General features: G+C 61.7%; 16 protein-coding genes. 12 read left to right on the forward strand and 4 right to left on the reverse strand.

The genetic code is table 11. The annotated features are described in order from the left end of the window. Positions 1-10: 10 nt before the first annotated feature. A complete protein-coding gene (locus tag RC54_RS10895; RefSeq protein WP_058895288.1) occupies positions 11-2209 on the reverse strand; it encodes a cyanophycin synthetase in 2199 nt (732 codons plus the stop codon). Between the two features lie 711 nt (positions 2210-2920). Here RC54_RS10895 and RC54_RS10900 point away from each other — a divergent pair. From RC54_RS10900 to RC54_RS10910, 3 genes are all read left to right on the forward strand, one after another. Next, positions 2921-5197: a cyanophycin metabolism-associated ABC transporter gene (locus RC54_RS10900; RefSeq protein ID WP_058895289.1), complete on the forward strand. Its 2277-nt coding sequence runs from the start codon at positions 2921-2923 to the stop codon at positions 5195-5197. 4 nt (positions 5198-5201) lie between these two features. Beyond that, positions 5202-5687: a cyanophycin metabolism-associated DUF1854 family protein gene (locus RC54_RS10905; protein ID WP_058895290.1), complete on the forward strand. Its 486-nt coding sequence runs from the start codon at positions 5202-5204 to the stop codon at positions 5685-5687. Between the two features lie 103 nt (positions 5688-5790). Further along, the gene (locus RC54_RS10910) at positions 5791-7257 is read left to right on the forward strand and encodes an IS1182 family transposase (protein WP_058896034.1); all 1467 of its coding nucleotides are present in this window, start codon (positions 5791-5793) and stop codon (positions 7255-7257) included. 94 nt (positions 7258-7351) lie between these two features. Here RC54_RS10910 and RC54_RS10915 read toward each other — a convergent pair whose 3' ends face one another. The 3 genes from RC54_RS10915 to map form a co-directional block, all read right to left on the reverse strand. Next, positions 7352-8098, reverse strand: coding sequence for a pseudouridine synthase (locus RC54_RS10915; protein WP_061789214.1), 747 nt, complete (start codon positions 8096-8098; stop codon positions 7352-7354). Positions 8099-8204: 106 nt separating this feature from the next. Next, positions 8205-10757 (reverse strand): [protein-PII] uridylyltransferase, encoded by a 2553-nt coding sequence (locus tag RC54_RS10920; RefSeq protein ID WP_058895292.1) that lies wholly within the window; start codon positions 10755-10757, stop codon positions 8205-8207. Positions 10758-10904: 147 nt separating this feature from the next. Next, positions 10905-11729: a type I methionyl aminopeptidase gene (gene map, locus RC54_RS10925; protein WP_058895293.1), complete on the reverse strand. Its 825-nt coding sequence runs from the start codon at positions 11727-11729 to the stop codon at positions 10905-10907. Between the two features lie 353 nt (positions 11730-12082). Between map and rpsB the strand changes: the two genes are divergently transcribed. The 9 genes from rpsB to bamA all read left to right on the forward strand — a co-directional run bounded on the left by rpsB (position 12083) and on the right by bamA (position 22452). Continuing rightward, on the forward strand, positions 12083-12823 hold the full coding sequence (gene rpsB, locus RC54_RS10930; RefSeq protein WP_017451061.1) for a 30S ribosomal protein S2: 741 nt from the start codon (positions 12083-12085) through the stop codon (positions 12821-12823). Between the two features lie 137 nt (positions 12824-12960). Continuing rightward, positions 12961-13848 carry a translation elongation factor Ts gene (tsf, locus tag RC54_RS10935; protein WP_061789213.1) on the forward strand — a complete coding sequence of 296 codons (888 nt, stop codon included), beginning with the start codon at positions 12961-12963 and terminating at the stop codon, positions 13846-13848. A gap of 284 nt (positions 13849-14132) precedes the next feature. After that, complete coding sequence (gene pyrH, locus RC54_RS10940; RefSeq protein WP_017451063.1) at positions 14133-14849, forward strand: UMP kinase; 717 nt, start codon at positions 14133-14135, stop codon at positions 14847-14849. Between the two features lie 116 nt (positions 14850-14965). After that, positions 14966-15526 carry a ribosome recycling factor gene (frr, locus tag RC54_RS10945; RefSeq protein ID WP_017451064.1) on the forward strand — a complete coding sequence of 187 codons (561 nt, stop codon included), beginning with the start codon at positions 14966-14968 and terminating at the stop codon, positions 15524-15526. Between the two features lie 202 nt (positions 15527-15728). Next, positions 15729-16487, forward strand: coding sequence for a polyprenyl diphosphate synthase (gene uppS / locus RC54_RS10950; protein WP_017451065.1), 759 nt, complete (start codon positions 15729-15731; stop codon positions 16485-16487). Next, positions 16487-17314 (forward strand): phosphatidate cytidylyltransferase, encoded by an 828-nt coding sequence (locus tag RC54_RS10955; RefSeq protein ID WP_058895294.1) that lies wholly within the window; start codon positions 16487-16489, stop codon positions 17312-17314. Before uppS ends, RC54_RS10955 begins: the two co-directional genes overlap by 1 nt. 26 nt (positions 17315-17340) lie before the next feature. After that, complete coding sequence (ispC, locus tag RC54_RS10960) at positions 17341-18513, forward strand: 1-deoxy-D-xylulose-5-phosphate reductoisomerase (RefSeq protein ID WP_061789212.1); 1173 nt, start codon at positions 17341-17343, stop codon at positions 18511-18513. Beyond that, complete coding sequence (rseP, locus tag RC54_RS10965) at positions 18510-19883, forward strand: RIP metalloprotease RseP (protein WP_061789211.1); 1374 nt, start codon at positions 18510-18512, stop codon at positions 19881-19883. The genes ispC and rseP overlap by 4 nt, the downstream gene beginning before the upstream one ends. A gap of 187 nt (positions 19884-20070) precedes the next feature. Next, a complete protein-coding gene (bamA, locus tag RC54_RS10970; protein WP_061789210.1) occupies positions 20071-22452 on the forward strand; it encodes an outer membrane protein assembly factor BamA in 2382 nt (793 codons plus the stop codon). Positions 22453-22495: the final 43 nt, after the last annotated feature.

Consider the following 22495-nt stretch of genomic DNA (forward strand, 5'->3'; position numbering starts at 1 on the left):
GGCCGGCGCTTCAGGCGGCCTGGCTCTTGAACTTCAGGCCTTGCTCCTCGGCACGTTCGGTGCCGAAGAGCTCGATGCCGGCGCGGATCACCTCGGGGCCGATACCCAGCGCCCAGGCGGCGCCGACGGCGGCCAGCACGTTCTCGACCTGGTAGGCCACGGCGCCGTTTTCGGTCAGCGGGATGGCATCCACCGAGCTGACCTTGCACTGGCGCTCGCCTTCAGCCTGGATCAGGTCGCCATCGCGCAGGAATACGGCACGACCGCCATCCTTCAGGTGGCTGGCCAGCAGTTCCGAGGCCGGGTCGGTGCTGAAGAAGATGACTTCACCATCGCACAGCTGGGCCATGTCAGCCACCAGCGGGTCGTCGGCATTGAGCACGGCGGCGCCGTCCGGCAGCACCAGATCGACCTGGGTGCGCTTGACCTTGGTAGCGATCTGTTCGGCGTTCTCGATGTAGAACTCGGGCAGGCTGTCGTTGGGGTCAATGTTGGCCACCACGCCCACCAGGCAGCGGTCATAGGCCAGGCCTTCGGAGAGGATGGCAGCGCTGCCGTTCTCGAACACGGCAGCTTCCACGGCGCGGTTCAGCAGCACCCGATGAGCGGCATCCCAGGTGGCGCGATTGCCGCGCTCGATCTGGCGTTCGCCGAAGTAGAGGCCCTCGCCGCAGGCCAGGCCCACGTGCTTGCCCGACAGGTGCACGATGCGCGCGATCAGGCGCGCGATGGTGGTCTTGCCGTGGGTGCCGGTGACGCCGACGACGGGGATGCGGCCGTTTTCTTCCGGGCCGAACAGGTTGTCGATGATGGCTTCGCCGACCGGACGCGGCTTGCCGTCCGAGGGCTTCAGGTGCATCAAGAGGCCGGGACCGGCATTGACCTCGACGATGGCGCCGCCTTGCTCTTGCAGCGGGCGCGAAATGTCTTCGGCCACGATGTCCACGCCGGCGATGTCGAGACCGACGATGCGCACGGCCAGCGAGGCGGCAGCGGCCACGCTGGGGTGCACCAGGTCGGTGATGTCGGAGGAGACGTTGCCATTGCGCAGCAACAGGATACGGCGACCAGCGGCAGGCACCGATTCGGTGGTCAGGTTCTGGCGCTGCAGTTCCAGCGCAGCGGCCGGTTCACGATCCAGCAGCACCGGGTCCAGCAGATGTTCTTCCAGCAGGCCGCGGCGCGGGTCGCGGTTTAGTTCGTCCAGCAGATCCTGCACGGTGGACTGGCCATCGCCGACGATGAAGATCGGTTCACCCCGGGCGGCGGCGGCCAGCTTGCCGCCGACGATCAGCAGGCGGTGTTCCAGGCCCGGGATGAAGCGTTCGACCAGCACGCCGCTGCCTTCTTCCAGCGCGACCTTGAAGGCGGTCTCGATTTCCTCGCGGGTATTGAGGTCGATGAAGACGCCACGGCCATGGTTGGCGTCGCAGGGCTTGACCACGACCGGCAGGCCGATGTCCTGGGCGGCTTCCCAGGCATCTTCCGGGCTGTCCACCAGACGGCCTTCGGGCACCGGCACGCCGCAGGTCTGCAGCAGCGACTTGGTCAGATCCTTGTCGCGCGAGATGCCTTCGGCAATCGCGCCGGTCTGGTCGGATTCGGCGGTCCAGATGCGGCGCGACTTGCAGCCGTGGCCCAATTGCACCAGGTTGCCTTCGGAGAGGCGGATGGTGGGGATGCGACGCTCATCGGCGGCATCCACGATACAGGCGGTGCTGGGCCCCAGGCACAGGCGGTCGACCATGCGGCGCAGCTTGCGCAGGGTGGTGTCGAGGTCATACGGGCGGTCTTCGATGGCGGCCATGACCAGATCGCGCGCGGCAAAGAGCGCTGCGCGGGTGACCGTCTCGTGGCGGGCCCGCACCACCACCTTATAGACGCCGCGCACATTGGTCTCGCGCGCCTTGCCGAAGCCACCGGGCAGGCCGGCCAGGTTCTGCAGTTCCAGCGTGACGTGCTCCAGGATGTGGCCGGGCCAGGTGCCTTCGTGCAGGCGCCGCACGAAGCCGCCGCGCTCTTCATAGCTGCAGCGGTGTTCGATCAGGGTCGGCAGCCAGGCGGTCAGGCGGTCGGGAAAGCCGGCAATGGTGTTGGAGGGGAAGTCCTCCAGTTCGCCGATGTCGATCCACACTTCGAGGGCGGAGCGGTAGGTCCAGATGTTCGGACCCTTGAGGTTCAGGAAACGGAGGAATTCGATGTTTTTCATGTGTGGTGGATAGTCCGCTGTAATTGCCCAAGCCAGGTCTGCCCAAGCTGCCGGAAGTGGGGCGCCGGTCTCCGAGGATGCCGGCGCTGCCAGAGCCGGACCGTCGCTGGTGCTTGCCCTCATGTCGCCATTCTGCTGGCTGCCGGCGCGCCGGTCAGCACTCTGTCAGAATAACGCATGGACCAGTAACGCGCAGGACGCTGTTTGGTTTACTGCATTTGCAGGGTGCAGCAAATGAATGATTGTGTTGCATTGAGGAAATCTGGTGCCGAGCCTGGGGCCGAAGGATGGGGCAGGGTAGTGCAGGCGGAAGGCAAATTCATGGATGGCAAGCAGAGGGGTAGATGTGAACGTTATTGTCGCAGACTGTCCCGTCGCCGTGGCATCTGCGGCACAAAAAACCAGGCGATGGCGGGGCGTCGATTCGCAGCGTGCGGGAACGATCACTTGTGCTTGCCTGCAAGTGCACCGTTTTGCCGCCTCTCGCGTTAATCGGAGTGCCGTGAGCGGGCGCGGCACCTGACAGCGATCATGCAGCGTGGGGACGCTGCGCTATAATCGCGCGCTGTTCGTTATCGTTCGTTATTGCGTCTTTGACCGCCCAGCGACATCGCATCAGCACAACAGGTCCGGCGAGACCTGCCCATTCATATAAAACCATAGCCAAACTGCTCAATTTGCTCACTTCGGGCCTCTCAACGCTGCCGTTACATGACTACTGACTCAATTCCTTCCGCGACCGCCAGCCTGCCCGAGCGCTGGCAAACGGAAACCGCTGCCCGCCTGGCGCCCGGCGAAGCCGTGCTGGCCTGGCTGGAGCTGGATCTGGATGCACAACTGCATTTCAAGCCTTCCCTGCTGCTGGCCACCGACACCCGCCTCTTGGCCTGTGGCCCGGATGGCCAGCCAGCCCAGCACTGGGAATACCGCCCCGAGCTGCAACTGAAACACTACGATCACGCCGGCGTGGGTACGCTGGAGCTGTGCGATGGCGCCGGCCGCCTGGCCGCCTGGCGCTATACGCTGGCGCAAAATCCGCAGGCGCTACGCTTGATCAAGCTGTTCGAGCAGCAGCGTGAGCTGTTGGCCTCAGGCGTCACGGCTGAGGAAGAAGGCGATGTCTGCCCCACCTGCAAGGCCGTGCTGCCGGAAGGCCAGGACACCTGTGCCATCTGCCCCGAGACCAAGGAGGCACCGCCTTCCACCTGGGCGCTGTTTCGCCTGTCGCGCTTTGCCAAGCCCTACAAGGGCTCGCTGCTGCTGGGCTTCCTGCTGACGCTGGCCTCCACCGCGGCCACGCTGGTGCCGCCCTACATGACCATGCCGCTGATGGATAACGTGCTGATTCCGTTCCAGAACGGCGCACCCATCGATACCCACCTGGCCACGCTCTACCTGTCGGGCCTGCTGGGCGCGGCTTTGCTGGCCTGGGGCCTGGGCTGGGCGCGCACCTACATCCTGGCACTGGTGTCCGAACGTATCGGCGCCGACCTGCGCACCACCACCTATGCGCACCTGTTGCGGCTGTCGCAGGAGTATTTCGGCGGCAAGCGTACCGGCGACCTGATGGCGCGTATCGGCTCGGAAACTGACCGTATCTGCGTGTTCCTGTCGCTGCACCTGCTGGATTTCGCCATTGATGTGCTGATGATCATCATGACGGCGGCCATCCTGATCTCCATCAATCCCTGGCTGGCGTTGGTGACGCTCTTGCCGCTGCCGTTCATCGCCTGGATGATCCACGTGGTGCGTGACCGCCTGCGCCACGGCTTCGAGAAGATCGACCGCATCTGGTCGGAGGTGACCAACGTGCTGGCCGATACCATCCCCGGCATTCGCGTGGTGAAGGCCTTTGCGCAGGAAAAGCGTGAAGTGGCGCGCTTCCGCGAAGCCAATCGGCACAACCTGATGGTCAATGACCGGGTCAACAAGATCTGGTCGCTGTTCACACCCACGGTCACCTTCCTGACCGAAGTGGGTTTGCTGGTGGTGTGGGTATTCGGGATCTGGCAGGTCTCCAGCAACCAGATCACGGTGGGTGTGCTGACCGCCTTCCTGGCTTACATCAGCCGCTTCTATACCCGCCTGGATTCGATGAGCCGCATCGTTTCGGTGACGCAGAAGGCCGCGGCCGGCGCCAAGCGCATCTTCGACATCCTGGACCACGTCTCCAGCGTGCCGGAACCGGCTAATCCGGTCCATCTGGAAAAGGTCGAGGGCGCCATCGAAGTGCGCAACATTGGCTTTCGCTATGGCAACCGCGCGGTGATCCGCAACATGAGCCTGTCCATTGCGCCGGGCGAGATGATCGGCCTGGTCGGCCACAGTGGTTCGGGTAAATCGACCATGGTGAACCTGATCTGCCGCTTCTACGATGTCTCCGAAGGGGCGATCCGCATCGACGGCGTGGACATCCGTTCGCTGCCGATCTCCGAATACCGCCGCAACATCGGCCTGGTGCTGCAGGAGCCTTTCCTGTTCTTCGGCACCATTGCCGAGAACATCGCCTACGGCAAGCCGGAAGCCACCCGTGAGGAAATCATCGCCGCCGCCCGTGCCGCCCATGCGCATGAATTCATCCTGCGCCTGCCGCAGGGTTATGACTCGCTGGTGGGCGAGCGCGGCCAGGCGCTGTCGGGCGGCGAGCGCCAGCGCATCTCGATTGCCCGTGCGCTGCTGATCGATCCGCGCATCCTGATCCTGGATGAAGCCACTTCCTCGGTCGATACCACCACCGAAAAGGAAATCCAGAAGGCGCTGGACAACCTGGTGCAAGGCCGTACCACGATTGCCATCGCCCACCGCCTGTCCACGCTGCGCAAGGCTGATCGCCTGGTGGTGCTGGATCGCGGCCAGGTGGTCGAGGTCGGCAACCACGAAGAACTGATGGCCCGCGAAGGGCATTACTACAAGCTCTACCAGGCCCAGGCGCGCAATCCTGATGGCGAGGCCGAGGTCTCGGTGAGCGAAGAAGAGAAGGGCGAATAAGGCCATGAGCACCACGATGAATTCTGCCCAACACTTCACCTTGGCGCGCAATGCTTTCGGGCGCCTGGTGTTGACCGACGCCCAGGGCGGCTTGCACGAGCACGTCATTCCGGTGCGTGCATTTCCGATCACATCGCCTGAAAGCGGGCTGTCCCTGGTCAGCAGCGATGGCCATGAGCTGGCCTGGATCGATACCTTGGACCAAGTGGATGCCGCGACGCGCCGCCTGATCGAGGAAGAACTCGCCAGCCGCGAATTCATGCCCGAGATTGAGCGCATCGTCAGTGTCTCCACCTTCGCCACGCCCAGCGATTGGACCGTGCAGACCACGCGCGGTACCACCACCTTCACGCTCAAGGGCGAGGAAGACATCCGCCGCCTGGCGGCGCCGGCGCTGCTCATTGCCGACAGCCATGGCATCCAATTCCTGATCCGCGACCAGAAGGCGCTGGACAAGCACAGCCGCAAGATCCTGGATCGCTTCCTCTGATCCTTTCGCACGCTGCAAAAGACAACGGCCCTGATGTGAATCAGGGCCGTCAGATTGATGACAAAGCCTTGGCGAGAGCCAAGGCTTTGTTGTTTAATCGGTCATGCTCAAAAAACCGACAGCCGCCCAGCACGAGTTAGAGATGGTGACCATCGAGATGCTCGTGCCCAAGGACCACCTGCTGCGCAAGATCGACGCGGCGGTGGATTTCGAGTTCATCCGAGAGAAGGTGGCGCATCTGTATTGCGCCGACAATGGCCGCCCGGCACTGGACCCGGTGGTACTCTTCAAGCTCTTGTTCATCGGTTACCTCTTCGGTATCCGCAGCGAGCGCCAGCTCATCCGCGAGGTCCAGGTCAATGTGGCCTATCGCTGGTTTGCCGGATTCCGTTTGACCGACAAGGTACCGGACTCCTCCACCTTCTCCCAGAACCGGCGCCGCCGCTTCATTGATACCACCGTCTATCAAGAGATCTTCGACGAGATCGTGCGCCAGGCCATTGGACGCGGCATGGTCGATGGCCGTGTGCTCTACAGCGACAGCACCCACCTCAAGGCCAACGCCAACAAGAACAAGTTCGACTACGTTCAAGTTACCCAGACCCCCTCGGCCTATCTGGCCGAATTGGATGCCGCTGTGGATATCGACCGTGCCGAGCATGGCAAGAAACCGCTCAAGCGTGACGACGATGATGAGCCGCCCACCAAAGAGATCAAGGTCAGTCGCACCGATCCCGAGAGTGGCTACATGGTGCGCGACGACAAGCCCAAGGGCTTCTTCTACCTGGATCACCGCACCGTCGATGCCAAGCATTCCATCATTACCGATACCCATGTCACGCCCGCCTCAGTCCATGACAGTCAGCCTTATCTGGCGCGCCTGGATCGTCAGCGCCAGACGTTCGGATTTGATGTACAGGCCGTTGGCCTGGATGCGGGCTACTTCACACCGGCCGTCTGCCAGGGACTGGAGAATCGCGAGATCAGCGGCGTGATGGGCTACCGCACACCCAACCACAAGCCGGGGACATTCTTTAAACGGGCGTATGAGTACGATGCCTACCGTGACGAATACATCTGCCCGCAGGGTCAACCCTTGCGCTACAGCACGACCAATCGACTGGGGTATCGGGAATACAAATCCAACCCTGAGCAATGCCGAGGCTGCAAGGTACGCGAGCAATGCACCAATAGCGCCAATGCGGTCAAGGTGGTGACGCGCCATGTGTGGGAGCGTTCCAAGGAGAAGGTGGATGATCGGCGTCGTACCGAATGGGGCAAGCGCATCTATGCCCGACGCAAGGAAACGGTAGAACGCAGCTTCGCCGACGCCAAGCAATTGCACGGACATCGTTATGCCCGTATGCGGGGATTGCGCAAGGTCGCCGAGCAGTGCTTGTTGGCGGCGGCGGCCCAGAACATGAAGAAGATTGCCCTGTTGGTGGCGCGCTTGCGCGCGCTTTTACACGGCTTGAGCGCCTCTGCCAGCGTACAAAAGTGGCTACAGCGAAAAATGAGCGCCTTGCTTGGCTTCTGCGCCATCGACCATCTGCAAATTACCTGCGCCTGAAAAACAAAACCCCGTGTTCGAAAACACGGGGTTCGTCATCAACCTGACGGCCCTGATGTGAATCAGGGCCGTTTCTTCATTCAGGCGAGCACGATCAGAATTTTTCGTCCGGCCGCAGATAGCGCCACTGTCCGGTCGGCAGTTCTCCGAGCTTGACGCCGCCGATACGCACGCGCTTCAAGCCGATCACCTTCAATCCGACCATGTCGCACATGCGACGAATCTGGCGCTTCTTGCCTTCACGCAGGGTAAAGCGCAACTGATCCTCGTTCTGCCACACCACCTTGGCTGGGCGCAGCGGCTTGCCATCCATGATGAGGCCGTGGTTCAGGCGTTTGAGATCGGATTCGGGCAGCTTGCCGGGGCGCGTGTATTGCACGCGCACCAGGTATTCCTTGTCGACCGCCGAATCCTCGCCGATCAACTGCTTGGCGATGCGGCCATCCTGGGTCAGCACCAGTAGGCCCACCGAGTCGATGTCCAGCCGTCCGGCCGGCACCAGGCTCTTCAACTGGCGCGGGTGGAAGCGCATCTCGGTCTGGTCTTCGGTCCAGCGCGATTGTTCATTGACCAGCACCACGGCGGGCTTGTAGCCATCTTCGGCCTGGCCGCTGACGTAACCCATGGGCTTGTTGATCAGGATGGTCACGCGCTGGGCTTGCTCGGCGCTGGCCTGGCGTTCCACGGTGACCTTCTGGTGCGGCAGCACCTTGCTGCCCAGCACCGACACCACCTGGCCATCCACCCGCACCCAGCCCTTCTCAATCCACTCGTCGGCTTCGCGGCGCGAGCACAGGCCGAGTTCGGACATGCGTTTGGAAAGTCGTACAGGTTCAGTCATGGGGATTGCCTTGCGAAAAACGGAGGGCCGGCCAGCGGCGAGGGTGAGATTGTACGGCCAGCCGCGCTGCCGCGCCAGACGGGCAGCAGCGCGGCGGCTTGCGCGGTCAGATGCGCAGGGTCTTGAGCAGGTCGGTTTCCAGCAGAATTTGATTGCGCGGCTGGGACAGACCGGGGCCATCAATCAGGAACACGTCTTCCACCCGCTCGCCCAGGGTCATCACCTTGGCGGTATGCAGGTTGATCTTGTACTTGGCCAGCACGTTGGAGATCGAATACAGCAGCCCGGCACGGTCATTGGCCGACACTGACAGCAGGTAGTACTGGCCGCGTTCATCGGGGCGCAGGTCCACCGCGGGATTGACCGGGAAGGTGCGCGACAGGCGCGACAGCCTAGCCTTGGAGGGCGGCGGCAGCGGGGCGTCCGATTGCAGCAGGGCGCCCAGTTCGTGTTCGATCAGGTTGATGATGTCGCGGTAGTTCTTGGCGAATACCGGCGCATTGATGAGGAAGGCATCCAGCGCGTAATTGTTGCGGGTGGTATGGATCTTGGCGTCGAAGATACTGAAGCTTTTTTCATCGAAGTAGCTGCAGATGCGCGCAAACAGGTCGGGGCGGTCGGGCGTGTAGACCGCCACCTGAACCCCTTCGCCTATGGGCGCCAGGCGGCATCGCACCAGCGGCACGCCGGTGTCGACCTTGTCGTAGAAGCAGCGTGTCTGCCAGGCGATGTCGGAGGCGTCGTGGCGCAGGAAGTAGGCCACGTCCAGTTGCTTCCACAAGGGCTCGTGGGCATCGGCCGGCAAGCCGTACAGGCGCAGGGTCTTGATGGCTTCCTGCTGGGTGTTCTTCAGTTCGCGGTCGGCCGAGGGGGCTTCGCCGCCCAGTACGCGCAGGGTCATGCGGTACAGGTCTTCCAGCAGCTTGCCCTTCCAGGCATTCCAGACCTTGGGGCTGGTGCCGCGGATGTCGGCCACCGTCAGCAGGTAGAGCGCGGTCAGATGGCGTTCGTCCTTGACCAGTTGGGCGAAGGCGGTGATCACGTCGGGGTCCGACATGTCCTGCTTCTGTGCTACGTGCGACATGGCCAGGTGCTGCTCGACCAGGAACACGATGAGCTCGGTATTTTCTTCCGAGATGCCGTGCTGCACGCAGAACGCGCGTGCATCGGCCATGCCCAGCTTGGAATGGTCGCCGCCGCGGCCCTTGGCGATGTCATGGAACAGGGCGGCCACGTACAGCACCCAGGGCTGGCCGAAGTTGGCCATCAACTGGCTGCAGAAGGGATATTCATGCGCGTGTTCGCTCATGGTGAAGCGGCGCACGTTGCGCACTACCATCAGGATGTGCTGGTCCACGGTATAGACGTGGAACAGGTCATGCTGCATCTGGCCGACGATCTGGCGGAAGTTCGGCAGGTAGCGGCCCAGCACGCTGGTGGCATTCATCCCGCGCAGGGCGTGGGTGATGCCGCGCTTGCTCTGGATGATCTGCATGAACAGGCGATGGTTTTCCGGGTTGGCGCGGAAGGCATTGTCGATCTTGAAGCGGGCGTGCCACAGCGCGCGCAGGGTGCGTGCCGACATGTCCTTCAGTTCCGGGTGTTCGGAGAGCATCAGGAACACTTCCAGCATGGCCGAAGGGGTCTCTTCGAAGATATTGTCGTGGGCGATGTCGAGGAAGCCGTTGACCTCGCTGAAGCGCTCGTTGAGCGGGCGTGGCACCGATTGCTGGGGGAACAGGTGGGCTTCGATATTCTGCAGCAGGATGGTATTCAATTGCGTGACCGCCTTGGCTGCCCAGTAATAACGCTGCATCAGGTATTCGCTGGCGCGCCGGGTGTCGGTGGTCTTGAAGCCGAAGGTTTCCGCAATCGGGGTCTGGATGTCGAATACCAGGCGGTCTTCGCGGCGGTCGGTAAGGATGTGCAGGCGGATGCGGATGTCCTTGAAGGCGCGTTCCTTCTGGCGCAACTGGCGCGCTTCGGTGGAGGTCAACATGCCGTGCTGGGCCAGTTCGGCCCAGGAGTTGCCCAGGCCGGCCGCCTTGGCCACCCACAGGATCACCTGCAGGTCGCGCAGGCCGCCCGGGCTTTCCTTGCAATTGGGTTCCAGGCTGTAGGGCGTGTCTTCGTACTTGACGTGGCGTTGGCGCATCTCCAGGGTCTTGGCCTGGAAGAAGGCCAGCGGGTCCAGTGCGGCCTGGTAGCGTTCCTGCAATTGCTTGAAGAGGGCGCGGTTGCCGGTCACCAGACGCGCTTCCAATAGACTGGTCTGGACCGTGATGTCGGCCGCGGATTCGTCCAGGCATTCGTCGATGGTGCGGATGCTGTGGCCGATTTCCAGGCCGATGTCCCAGAACAGTTGCACCAGCGATTCCAGCTTCTCCTTCTTGGCAGCGTCCGGGGTCTTGTCCAGCAGGATCAGCACATCCACGTCGGAATGCGGGAACAGTTCGCCTCGCCCATAGCCGCCCACGGCCACCAGCGCGGCATTGCCGGACATGCCCAGTTCTTCCCAGGCCTGGGTCAGCGCTTCATCGACGTTGCGGCGCAATTGGGCCAGCAACTGTTCGGTCTTGTGGTTGGACTGGAACACCTCGATGGCTTGCTGGCGCGCGGCCTTGAGCTGTTTCTTGAGCGTGATGGCGAGTGTGGGCATCGTGGTAGGCAATCAGAGCAAGCGGGGCGGCGGGGCGGCGCCTATATGAACAAAGCCGCATCCCCATGCGGCTTTGCGCCCCAAACAGATGTCATGCCGGAAACTTTGTACCAGCAGGGGGCGGGCACAGGTTTGCGCTCATCAGGATTACGCCGGGGTGGCGACCTGGTTCTGGATGAAGGCCGGTGGCGCGGGCATTCCCGGTGAGACGGTCAGCACCTCGAAACCGGTTTCGGTGACCAGCACGGTATGTTCCCACTGTGCCGACAGGCTGCGATCCTTGGTCTTGATGGTCCAGCCGTCGCCCATTTCGCGGATCTCGCGGCGGCCGGCGTTGATCATGGGTTCGACGGTGAAGATCATGCCGGCTTCCAGCTTTTCCAGCGTGCCGGGACGGCCATAGTGCAGCACTTGCGGCTCTTCGTGGAACACCTTGCCGATGCCGTGACCGCAGAATTCGCGCACCACGCTGTAGCCGGCCTTTTCGGCGTGCTGCTGGATGACGTGGCCGATGTCGCCCAGATGCGCGCCGGGCTTGATCTTGGAGATGCCCAGCCACATGCATTCATAGGTGATCTCGGTGAGGCGGCGCGCCAGGATGGAGGGTTCGCCCAGGTAGAACATGCGGCTGGTGTCGCCGTGGTAGCCGTTCTTGATGATGGTCACGTCGATATTGAGCACGTCGCCGTTCTTCATCACCTTGTCGCCCGGGATGCCGTGGCAGATCACGTCGTTGAGTGAGGTGCAGATGGCCTTGGGGTAGGGAGTGTAGCCAGGTGGGCAGTAGTTCAGCGGGGCCGGGATGCTGCCTTGCACATTGGTCATGTACTCGTGGCAGAGGCGGTCGATCTCGCCGGTGGTCACGCCGGGTTTGACGAAGGGAGTGATGTAGTCCAGCACTTCGGCGGCCAGGCGGCCGGCCACGCGCATCCCTTCGATGTCTTCGGCGGTTTTGATGGTGATGTTGCCCATGATGAATCGCAATTCGCTAGAAATCGTTAATGCGCAATTATAGACGACGGGGGGCTTTCTGTTTTGCCGGCCCCCCCGGGCCTGGGCACTGCGGCTTTGCCTGGGCTGCACAGGGCAGGTTCATGTGCTACTTGAACAAAGGGGCGGCTTCGAGTAGAATGCCGGGCTGATCTGAAAGCCTCAGGTCGGTTGCTGAAGCTGGTGTGCGGAATGATTCTTCATGTCTGTTTGGCAATAAGTGTTGTTAAGTTTGTAAAAATCTTTTTTGAAACGCGAATCCGTTCGCTAAAAGGGTGTCTGGCTGCATGAGCCGGATGACCGAGCGGATTCCAGACCTAACCCTGGAGAAATTCATGTCCGTTACCATGCGCGAAATGCTGGAAGCCGGTGTCCACTTCGGTCACCAAACCCGCTTCTGGAACCCCAAGATGGCCCCCTATATCTTCGGTCATCGCAACAAGATTCACATCGTCAACCTGGAAAAGACCCTGGGTATGTACCAGGAGGCGCTGAAGTACGTGCGTCAACTGTCGGCCAACCGCGGTACCATCCTGTTCGTCGGTACCAAGCGTCAAGCCCGCGAAATCCTGGCCACCGAAGCGCAACGCGCTGGCGTGCCCTACGTCGACCAGCGTTGGCTGGGCGGTATGCTGACCAACTTCAAGACCATCAAGACCTCGATCAAGCGCTTGAAGGAAATGGAAGCCTCGATCGAAGACGGCTCGGTCGAAAAGCTGTCCAAGAAGGAAGGTCTGCTGTTCCGTCGCGAACTGGAAAAGCTGCAGAAGGCCATCGGCGGCATCAAGGACATGGGCGGCATTCCTGACGCCATCTTCGTCATCGACGTCGGCTACCACAAGGGCGCCATCACCGAAGCCGCCAAGCTGGGCATTCCGGTCATCGGCGTGGTCGATACCAACCACTCGCCCGAAGGCGTCACCTACGTGATCCCGGGTAACGATGACTCCGCCAAGGCTATCTCGCTGTACGCTCGTGGCGTGGCAGATGCCGTCCTGGAAGGCCGTGCCAACGCCGTCAATGACGTCGTCGAAGCAGTCAAGGGCGATGAATTCGTCGAGGTCGAGCAGGCTTGATTCTGCTCTTCCGGTAGTACGGTAGTAGAAAAAGGGGTGACAGCGGGTAGTGACGCAGTGGCCCCTTTTTTTTGATTCAATTTTCGAGTTTCAGGCGTCTCGCGTGATGCGGGATGCCTCCAAGTCAGGAGAAAAGTATGGCGGCAATTACCGCAGCAATGGTGGGCGATCTGCGTGCGAAGACCGACGCGCCGATGATGGAATGCAAGAAGGCGCTGACCGAAGCCGATGGCGACATGGCCAAGGCCGAAGAAATCCTGCGCGTCAAGCTGGGTAGCAAGGCTTCCAAGGCCTCTTCCCGCATCACCGCAGAAGGCGTGATCTCGACCTACATCGCTGGCAACGTCGGCGCGCTGGTCGAAGTGAACTGCGAAACCGACTTCGTGACCAAGAACGATGAGTTCATCGGTCTGGTTGAGGCCGCTGCCAAGCTGGTGGTCGAACAGAACCCGGCCGACGTGGCCGCCCTGGGCGCCTGCAAGCTGCCCGACGGCAAGACCCTGGAAGAGCTGCGTACCGAACTGATCGGTCGCATCGGCGAAAACATGTCCTTCCGTCGCTTCCAGCGTTTCGAAACCAGCGGCAAGCTGGCTTCCTACCTGCACGGCACCCGCATCGGCGTGGTCGTCGAGTTCGACGGTGCCGAGGAGCAAGTGGGCAAGGACGTGGCCATGCACATCGCCGCCATGAAGCCGGTCGCCCTGTCGGCCGAGCAAGTGCCGGCCGACCTGATCGAAAAGGAACGTTCGGTTGCCGCCCTGAAGGCTGCAGAATCGGGCAAGCCGGCCGATATCGTCGCCAAGATGGTGGACGGTTCGGTGCAGAAGTTCCTGAAGGAAGTGTCGCTGTTCAACCAGGCTTTCGTGAAGAACGACAAGCAAAGCGTCGAACAGATGTTGAAGGCGGCCAATACCACCGTCAAGTCGTTCGCCATGTACGTGGTGGGCGAAGGCATCGAGAAGAAGCAGGACGACTTTGCCGCCGAAGTGGCAGCGCAAGTGGCTGCAGCGAAACAAGCTCAGTAAGCGTCGCAAGAAAAAACGGGCCGAGAGGCCCGTTTTTTTAAGCTGGTTTCCTGGAACCTTCGGGAACTTTCGGCAGTAGTTGCATCTGTAGCATCAGCAGTACTGGAAGTGACGGAAGTACAAGATGTATCAGCGGTCAATAGAAATAGAGTAGGGCGCAGCAGTCATCCCCTCAAGCGTTCGGGCTTCACCCTGATGACGAAAGCGCGCCATTTCGTCGGGCGACAGCAAGTGCCGACGCGTCAATACGTAATTCAACCTCGGAAAGAACACGGAGCCCTGCAATGACAACACCAGCTTACAAGCGCGTACTCCTCAAACTCTCCGGCGAAGCACTCATGGGCGACGACGCCTATGGTATCAATCGCGCGACCATCGAACGCATGGTCGCGGATGTAGCAGAAATCAGCAAACTGGGCGTGGAACTGGCCATCGTGATCGGTGGTGGCAATATCTTCCGCGGCGTGGCGCCAGGCGCCCAGGGCATGGATCGTGCGACCGCCGACTACATGGGTATGCTGGCCACCGTGATGAACTCGCTGGCCCTGGCCGATGCCATGCGCCAGGCTGGCCTGACCGCACGCGTGATGTCGGCCATCGGCATCGAACAGGTGGTCGAACCCTACGTGCGCCCCAAGGCGCTGCAATACCTGGAAGAAGGCAAGGTCGTGGTGTTTGCCGCCGGTACCGGCAATCCCTTCTTCACCACCGACACCGCCGCCGCCCTGCGTGGCTCGGAAATCGGTGCCCAGATCGTGTTGAAGGCCACCAAGGTCGACGGCGTCTATACCGCCGACCCCAAGAAGGACCCCTCGGCTACCCGCTACCAGTCGATTTCCTTCGATGAAGCCATCTCCAAGCACCTGCAGGTGATGGACGCCACCGCCTTCGCACTGTGCCGCGACCAGAAGCTGCCGATCAAGGTGTTCTCCATCGTCAAGCCGGGCGCATTGAAGAGCGTGGTCATGGGCGAAGACGAAGGCACCCTGGTCCACGTCTGAGTCATATTGCAGCGCAGAAACCGGCCGCAGGCCGGCATTCCCGTTTACAATGCCCCTCTTTCAGGCATTTGCCATCAAGACAAGCCAAGTTATTGCACCAAAGTTAGGAGAGCAGCATGAGTGTCGCTGACGTCAAGAAAAATACCGAACAGAAGATGGCCAAGTCCATCGAAACCCTCAAGGCCAACCTGGCCAAGGTCCGCACCGGCCGTGCCCATACCGGCCTGCTGGACCAGGTCATGGTCGAATACTACGGCTCGCCCACTGGCCTGTCGCAGGTCGCCAACCTGACCCTGATCGATGCCCGCACCATCGGTGTGCAGCCCTATGAAAAGAAGATGGCTGCCGTCATCGAAAAGGCCATCCGTGAAGCCGACCTGGGCCTGAACCCGGCCACCCACGGCGACCTGATCCGCGTGCCGATGCCGGCGCTGACCGAAGAGCGCCGCAAGGAAATGGTCAAGCTGGTCAAGAGCGAAGCCGAAGATGCCAAGATCGCGGTGCGCAACATCCGCCGTGAAGGCAATGAAGGCTTGAAGAAGCTGGTCAAGGACAAGGTCGCCTCGGAAGACGATGAGCGTCGCGGCCAGGACGAGATCCAGAAGCTGACCGACAAGTTCGTCGCTGACATCGACAAGATGGTCACCGAGAAGGAAAAGGAAGTGATGACGGTGTAAGCCGTCCGGCCGGGCAGCAGTCCTGCAGGACCCAGGCGCGGCGGCCATGGCAGCCGCGCAGCACGACAAGTCAAAGACAAAAAATGTGCGTGGGAAGGGGGTGCAACGAGGTGGTGCGGCCAGACGGTTTGTCAAAGCCGCTGCGGCCCGCTACCATGATGCGCTTGCTGTCCCACGCACGCCAATGCAATAAATTATTTTCATGAAGCATCAAAGCTCAACTCTTGCGGTTCCGGAGACTTCCGCGGTTCCGCGCCATGTTGCCATCATCATGGACGGCAACGGTCGTTGGGCGACCAAGCGCTTCCTGCCGCGCGTGGCTGGACATGCCAAGGGCGTGGACGCGGTACGGTCCATCGTCGAGGCCTGCGCCGAACGCGGCATCGAATTCCTGACCCTGTTTGCCTTCAGTTCCGAGAACTGGCGCCGTCCTGCCGATGAGGTGTCGGTGCTCATGCGCCTGTTCATGACGGTGCTGGAGCGCGAAGTGGGCAAGATGGCCAGCAATGGCATCTGCCTCAAGATCGTCGGCGATATGAGTCGTTTCGATCCCAAATTGCAGGAAATGGCCGCCAGGGCCGAGGCCCAGACTGCAGGCAACAGCCGTCTGACGCTTACTGTCTGTGCCAACTACGGCGGGCGCTGGGATGTCATGCAGGCGGTCTCGAAGATGGTCAAGGACAAGCCGGGCGTGACCGACTACAGCGAAGAAGAGCTGGCCCCTTACCTGGCCATGGCCTACGCTCCCGAGCCCGATCTCTTCATCCGTACCGGTGGCGAGCAGCGCATCTCCAATTTCCTGCTGTGGCAACTGGCCTATAGCGAACTGTATTTTACCGAGACCTTCTGGCCCGATTTCGATGCCAAGGCGCTCGATCAGGCCATCGGCTCCTATCAACAACGCGAGCGCCGCTTCGGGCGCACCAGCGCCCAGGTGCTGGACCAGAAAAAGGCTTCCTGATGCTCAAGACGCGTGTCATCACGGCGTTGATCCTGCTGGCAATCCTGTTGCCCATCCTGTATTTCGGTTACTTCCCGGCCTTTGCCATGGCGGCGCTGGTGTTCTTCGCCGCTGGTGCCTGGGAATGCTTCCGCCTCTTCAAGAGCCCGCGCCCGACGCTGTGGGCGGCCGTTTGGACGCTGGTGTTCAGCGTGATCCTTTTCTTCAGTGGCTTGCCCAGCGTGCGCTCGCTCTACGTCTTGTGCGTGCTGTTGTGGGCGCTACGCTTCATACCGGCGCTGGGAATGGGCTTGCCCAAGGTGGAAGCGTTCGGCAACCGCCTGCTCAATGGCACCTACATGCTTTCCATTCTGGGTTGCTTCGTAGCCATCGCCGATCTGTTCCGGCATTCTCCCGTGTACCTGCTGTCGGTGATGGCGGTGGTGTGGGTGGCCGATATCGGGGCCTATTTCTCCGGCAAGGGTTTCGGCCGCCACAAGCTGGCGCCTAGCATTTCTCCGGGCAAGTCGTGGGAAGGGGCCATCGGCGGCTGGTTGGCCGTGCTGGTGATGTCGGCGGCGGTGGCCATGTCCATGAGCGGCGGCGAGACCTTCCAGTATCATCTCTACAGCCATTGGGGCTGGGGCGGCTTCGTCGGCATCCTGACCCTGATGGTAGTGGCCAGCGTGGTGGGTGACCTGTTCGAGTCGCAATTGAAGCGCCGTGCCGGCATGAAGGACAGCAGCAATCTCTTGCCCGGCCACGGCGGCGTACTCGATCGCATCGACGCACTCATCCCGGTGCTGCCGCTGGCAGCGCTGGTCGACCTCTGGCTGGCGGCTGCCTGAGCCACCGCTTTCCTCCTGGAAATTCCATGCAGTCCATCAGTATTCTCGGTGCCACCGGTTCCATTGGCGTGTCCACGCTGGACGTGGTGGCCCGTCATCCCGACCGTTATCGCGTCTTTGCTCTGAGCGCCCATGCCCGCGTGGTCGAACTGGCCGAACAATGCCAGCGCTTCCGTCCACAGGTGGCAGTGGTCGGTTCGGCACAGGCGGCGAGTCAATTGCAGACGCTGTTGCGCGCCGCGGGTCTGAGCACCGAAGTGGCCTATGGACCGCAAGCCTTGTGCGACGTCGCCTCGGCTGACGGCTGCGACATGGTCATGGCAGCCATCGTCGGCGCGGCCGGCCTGGCCTCCACGCTGGCTGCGGCCCGTGCCGGCAAGAAGATCCTGCTGGCCAACAAGGAAGCCCTGGTCATTTCCGGCCAGTTGCTGATGGATACGGTGCAGGCGCACGGCGCCAGCCTGCTGCCCATCGACAGTGAACACAATGCCATCTTCCAGTGTCTGCCGGCCGGCTACACTCGCTCCATGCCGGCCCATGGCGTCGAAAAGATCCTGCTGACCGCCTCTGGCGGCCCGTTCCTCACGCGTGACGTGGCTACCTTCGACCAGGTCACGGTGGAAGAGGCGGTGGCTCATCCCAAGTGGGTGATGGGCCGCAAGATCTCGGTGGATTCGGCGACCATGATGAACAAGGGGCTGGAAGTGATCGAGGCGCACTGGCTCTTCGGTGCACCGGCCGACAAGATCGAGGTGGTGATCCACCCGCAAAGCGTGATCCATTCCATGGTGTCCTATGCGGATGGCTCGGTGCTGGCACAGTTGGGTAACCCCGACATGCGCACCCCGATTGCCAATGCGCTGGCCTATCCCGAGCGTATCGCCTCGGGCGTGGCACCGCTGGAATTGGCGCAGATTGCGCAGTTATCGTTCTTCCCGCCTGACTTCACGCGCTTCCCCTGCCTGAAACTGGCGTATGATGCCCTGCGAGCCGGTGGTACGCTGGCGGCCATCCTCAATGCCGCCAATGAGGTCGCCGTGCAAGCCTTCCTGGACCGCCGTATCGGCTTCGGGAAGATCGCTCCCCTGATCCAAGAGGTCATGTCTGCCATTCCCAACCGGCAAGCCGACGATATCGCGGCCCTGCTGGAGCAGGACCGACAGGCGCGTGACCACGCCTGCACACTGATTTCACGATGAACCTGCTGCATACCCTGATCGCTTTCTTCGTTGCCCTGGGCACCCTGGTGGTGGTCCATGAGCTGGGCCACTACTTGGTGGCGCGTTGGTGCGGGGTCAAGGTATTGCGTTTTTCGGTGGGCATGGGCCGGGTGATCTGGTCGCGCCGCTTCGGCCGCGACCAGACCGAATGGGCCATTTCGGTCTTGCCTCTGGGCGGCTATGTGAAGATGCTGGACGCCCGCGAGCAACCCCTGGAAGACATCCCCGCCGCCGACCTCAAGCGTGAATTCACGCGCCAGTCGGTCTGGCGTCGCATCGCCATCGTGGCCGCCGGCCCCTTGGCCAACTTCCTGCTGGCGATCCTGCTCTTTGCCGGCCTGTACATGCACGGCGTGCCCGAACCGGTGCCGGTGCTGCGGGGCGCAACCGAGCAGAGTGCCGCCTACCAGGCCGGCTTGCGCGCGGGTGACCGCATCACCGCCATCAATGGCGCGCCGGTGCAGGTCTGGTCGGAAGTGCGCTGGAAACTGATGCAACTGGTGCTGGAAAAGGCCGATGCCCGCATCGACGTCGAGCGCCCCAATCCTGCCGGCAATGGCAAGCTGCTCGACACCGTGACACTGCGCCTGGGCGGCATCGACAGCAATGAACTGGAGGGCGACTTCCTGGCCAAGCTGGGCCTGGCCTTGGCGCGTCCGCCGGCGATCCTGGGCCAGATACTGGATGGGCCGGCCAAGGCGGCCGGTCTGCAGACTGGCGACCGCATCACCGCCATCGACGGCGTGCCGGTTCAGGATGGCCTGGCCTTCGTCGAAAAAATCCGCGAATCGGCCGGCAAGCCGCTGGTGTTGCAGGGATTGCGCGGCACCATGCCGCTGCAGGTGCGGATCACGCCCGACACGGTGGAAGAGGGCGAAAGCGGCAAGCGTATCGGCCGCATCAAGGTCGAGGTGCCGCTGGCGCCCGAGATGGCCACCATCAGCGATGCTCCCTTTACGGCCGTGGCCAAGGGCGCGCAGCGCACCTGGGATACCAGCGTGATGACCATCAAGATGATCGGCAAGATGATCGTCGGCCAGGTTTCGTTGAAGAACATCACCGGCCCCATCACCATTGCTGACTATGCCGGACAGACCGCCCGCGTGGGCCTGGTGAGCTATCTGAGCTTCCTGGCCTTCATCAGTATCAGCCTGGGCGTGATGAATCTGTTACCAATCCCGGTTTTAGACGGCGGTCATTTGCTGTATTATGCGCTGGAGATTTTGACAGGGCGGCCCGTTTCCGAGCGGTTTGGGGAAATCGCGCAGCGCGCCGGCCTGGGATTACTGATGGCGCTGATGCTCGTTGCCGCGTTCAACGATATCGTGCGACTGATGTTCCAAGGATGAATCCGGCCTGATGCCGGCCCCGGCGAGCAGCAATGCGGCGGGGCGGCGAGAAAGACCGGATTTTTTACATTTGCCGGCCAACCCCGACGGCAGTTGTTAAGCAATTGGCAATGGATCAGGTATCCGTTCTCAATTTCTTACCAGCATCTTGTCAGTGCCGCGGCGAAAAACTGTTGATGAACGATAGATGAAATTACACCCTGCGCAACATCCCATTCCGACCTTTTCCCGTCGCTTGATCGCCGCAGCCGCCTTTGCCTTGTGCTCCAGCCAGGCCATGGCGATCACACCCTTCGTGGTCAAGGATATCCGCGTCGAAGGCATCCAGCGTACCGAGGCTGGCACCGTCTTCAGCTACCTGCCGGTGCGCGTGGGCGACACCTTCAACGATGAAAAGGCCACCGCCGCCATCAAGGCGCTGTACGCCACCGGTTTCTTCCGTGACGTGCGCATCGAAGCCGAAGGCGACGTGCTGGTGGTGCAGGTGGTCGAGCGTCCGGCCATTGCCAGCGTCGATTTCTCCGGCATCAAGGAGTTCGACAAGGAGCAACTGACCAAGGCCTTGAAGGAAATCGGCGTGGCCGAGTCGCGCATCTTCGACCGCTCGCAGGTCGATCGTGCCGAACAGGAACTGAAGCGCCAATACCTCTCGCGCGGCCTGTATGGCGCCAAGGTCACCACCACCGTCACCCCGGTCGAACGCAACCGCGTGGCCATTACCTTCTCGGTGGACGAAGGTGAAGTCTCGCGCATCAAGCAGATCAATTTCGTCGGCAACAAGGTGTTCTCCGACAGCACCCTGCGCGACCAGATCAAGCTGACCACGCCCGGCTGGTTCACCTGGTACACCAAGGCCGACCAGTATTCCAAGGAAAAGCTGCAGGGCGACATTGAAACCCTGCGCTCCTATTATCTGGACCGCGGTTACCTGGAGATGCAGGTCGAATCGACCCAGGTGTCGATCACGCCCGACAAAAAAGACATCTACATTACCGTCAACATCAAGGAAGGCGAGAAGTACACCGTCTCCGGCGTCAAGCTGGAAGGCGAGATGTTCGGCATGGAGCCGGAACTGGCCAAGCTGGTGCAGTTGAAGGCCGGTGACGTCTACTCCGGCGCCAAGCTCACCGAGAGCACCAAGAAGATCGGCGAGCGCCTGGGCAATTTCGGCTATGCCTTCGCCAACGTCAATGCCAACCCCAATGTGGACCGCGAGAAGAAGGAAGTTTCCTTCTCCATCATGGTCGACCCGGGCAAGCGCGTCTACGTGCGTCACGTCAACATCGCCGGCAACACCAAGACCCGCGATGAAGTGATCCGCCGCGAATTCCGCCAGTTCGAGGATTCCTGGTACGACGGCGAGAAGATCAAGCTCTCGCGCGACCGCGTGGACCGTCTGGGCTACTTCAAGGAAGTCACCGTCGATACGCCGGAAGTACCGGGCACCAGCGACCAGGTCGATGTGAACATGAAGGTCGAGGAAAAGCCCACCGGCAACATCATGGTCGGTGCCGGTTTCTCGCAATCGGACAAGTTGAGCCTGACCGGCTCGATCTCGCAGGAAAACGCCTTCGGCAGCGGCAACACCGTGGGCATCGACATCAACACCAGCTCGCGCTACCGCACCATCTCGGTGTCGACCACCAACCCGTACTTCACCGATGACGGCATCAGCCGCACCTACGAAGTCTACCTGCGCACGATTCGTCCCTCGGTCTATACGACCGGTGACTACCGCGTCAAGACGCTGGGTGGCAGCATCAAGTTCGGTGTGCCGTTCTCGGAATTGGACCGCGTGTTCTTCGGTATCGGCGTCGAAAACACCGACGTCAGCACCGACAGCACCAGCCCCTCGCTGTATCGCCAGTACGTGCGCGACTTCGGCGGTGCCGGCAGCGCCGGTTGCGATGTGACCGACGTTTCCTCGACCGCCACTTGCGGTATCGGCAGCGCCCGTACCACCAGCATCCCGCTGACCGTGGCATGGCAGCGCGACGGCCGTGACTCGGCCCTGGTTCCCACCTCTGGCCGCTACCAGCGCGCCAACCTGGAAGTGTCGTACCTGGGCACCCTGAAGTACTACCGCGCCAGCTACCAGCACCAGTACTTCCAGCCCTTCTTCAGCAAGGCAGTGACCCTGGCCTTGAATGGCGAAGTCGATTATGGCCGCGGTATCGGCGGCAAGCCCTATCCGGTGTTCAAGAACTACTATGCCGGTGGTATCGGTACCGTGCGCGGCTACGAAGCATCTTCGCTGGGTAACCTCAAGGACCAGTACGGCGACTCCATGGGCGGCGCGTCTCGCCTGTATGGCAACGTGGAGTTACAATTCCCGTTCCCCGGCTCCGGCCAGGATCGCACGTTGCGCTGGTTCACCTTCTTTGACGGCGGTAACGTCTTCGCCGATGGCGAGAACATCAAGTTGAACGACCTGCGCTATTCGGCCGGTGTCGGTATCAGCTGGGTGTCGCCGATTGGTCCGCTGAAGCTCAGCTTCGGCAAGCCACTGAACCTGAAGACGGGTGACAAGTCTCAAACCTTCCAGTTCCAACTGGGTACCGGCTTCTAAAGCGGTCATCATTGATTCGTAATACGGAGAGTAATCTTGAAGT

Source organism: Herbaspirillum rubrisubalbicans (genome assembly GCF_003719195.1).
Taxonomy (GTDB): domain Bacteria; phylum Pseudomonadota; class Gammaproteobacteria; order Burkholderiales; family Burkholderiaceae_D; genus Herbaspirillum; species Herbaspirillum rubrisubalbicans.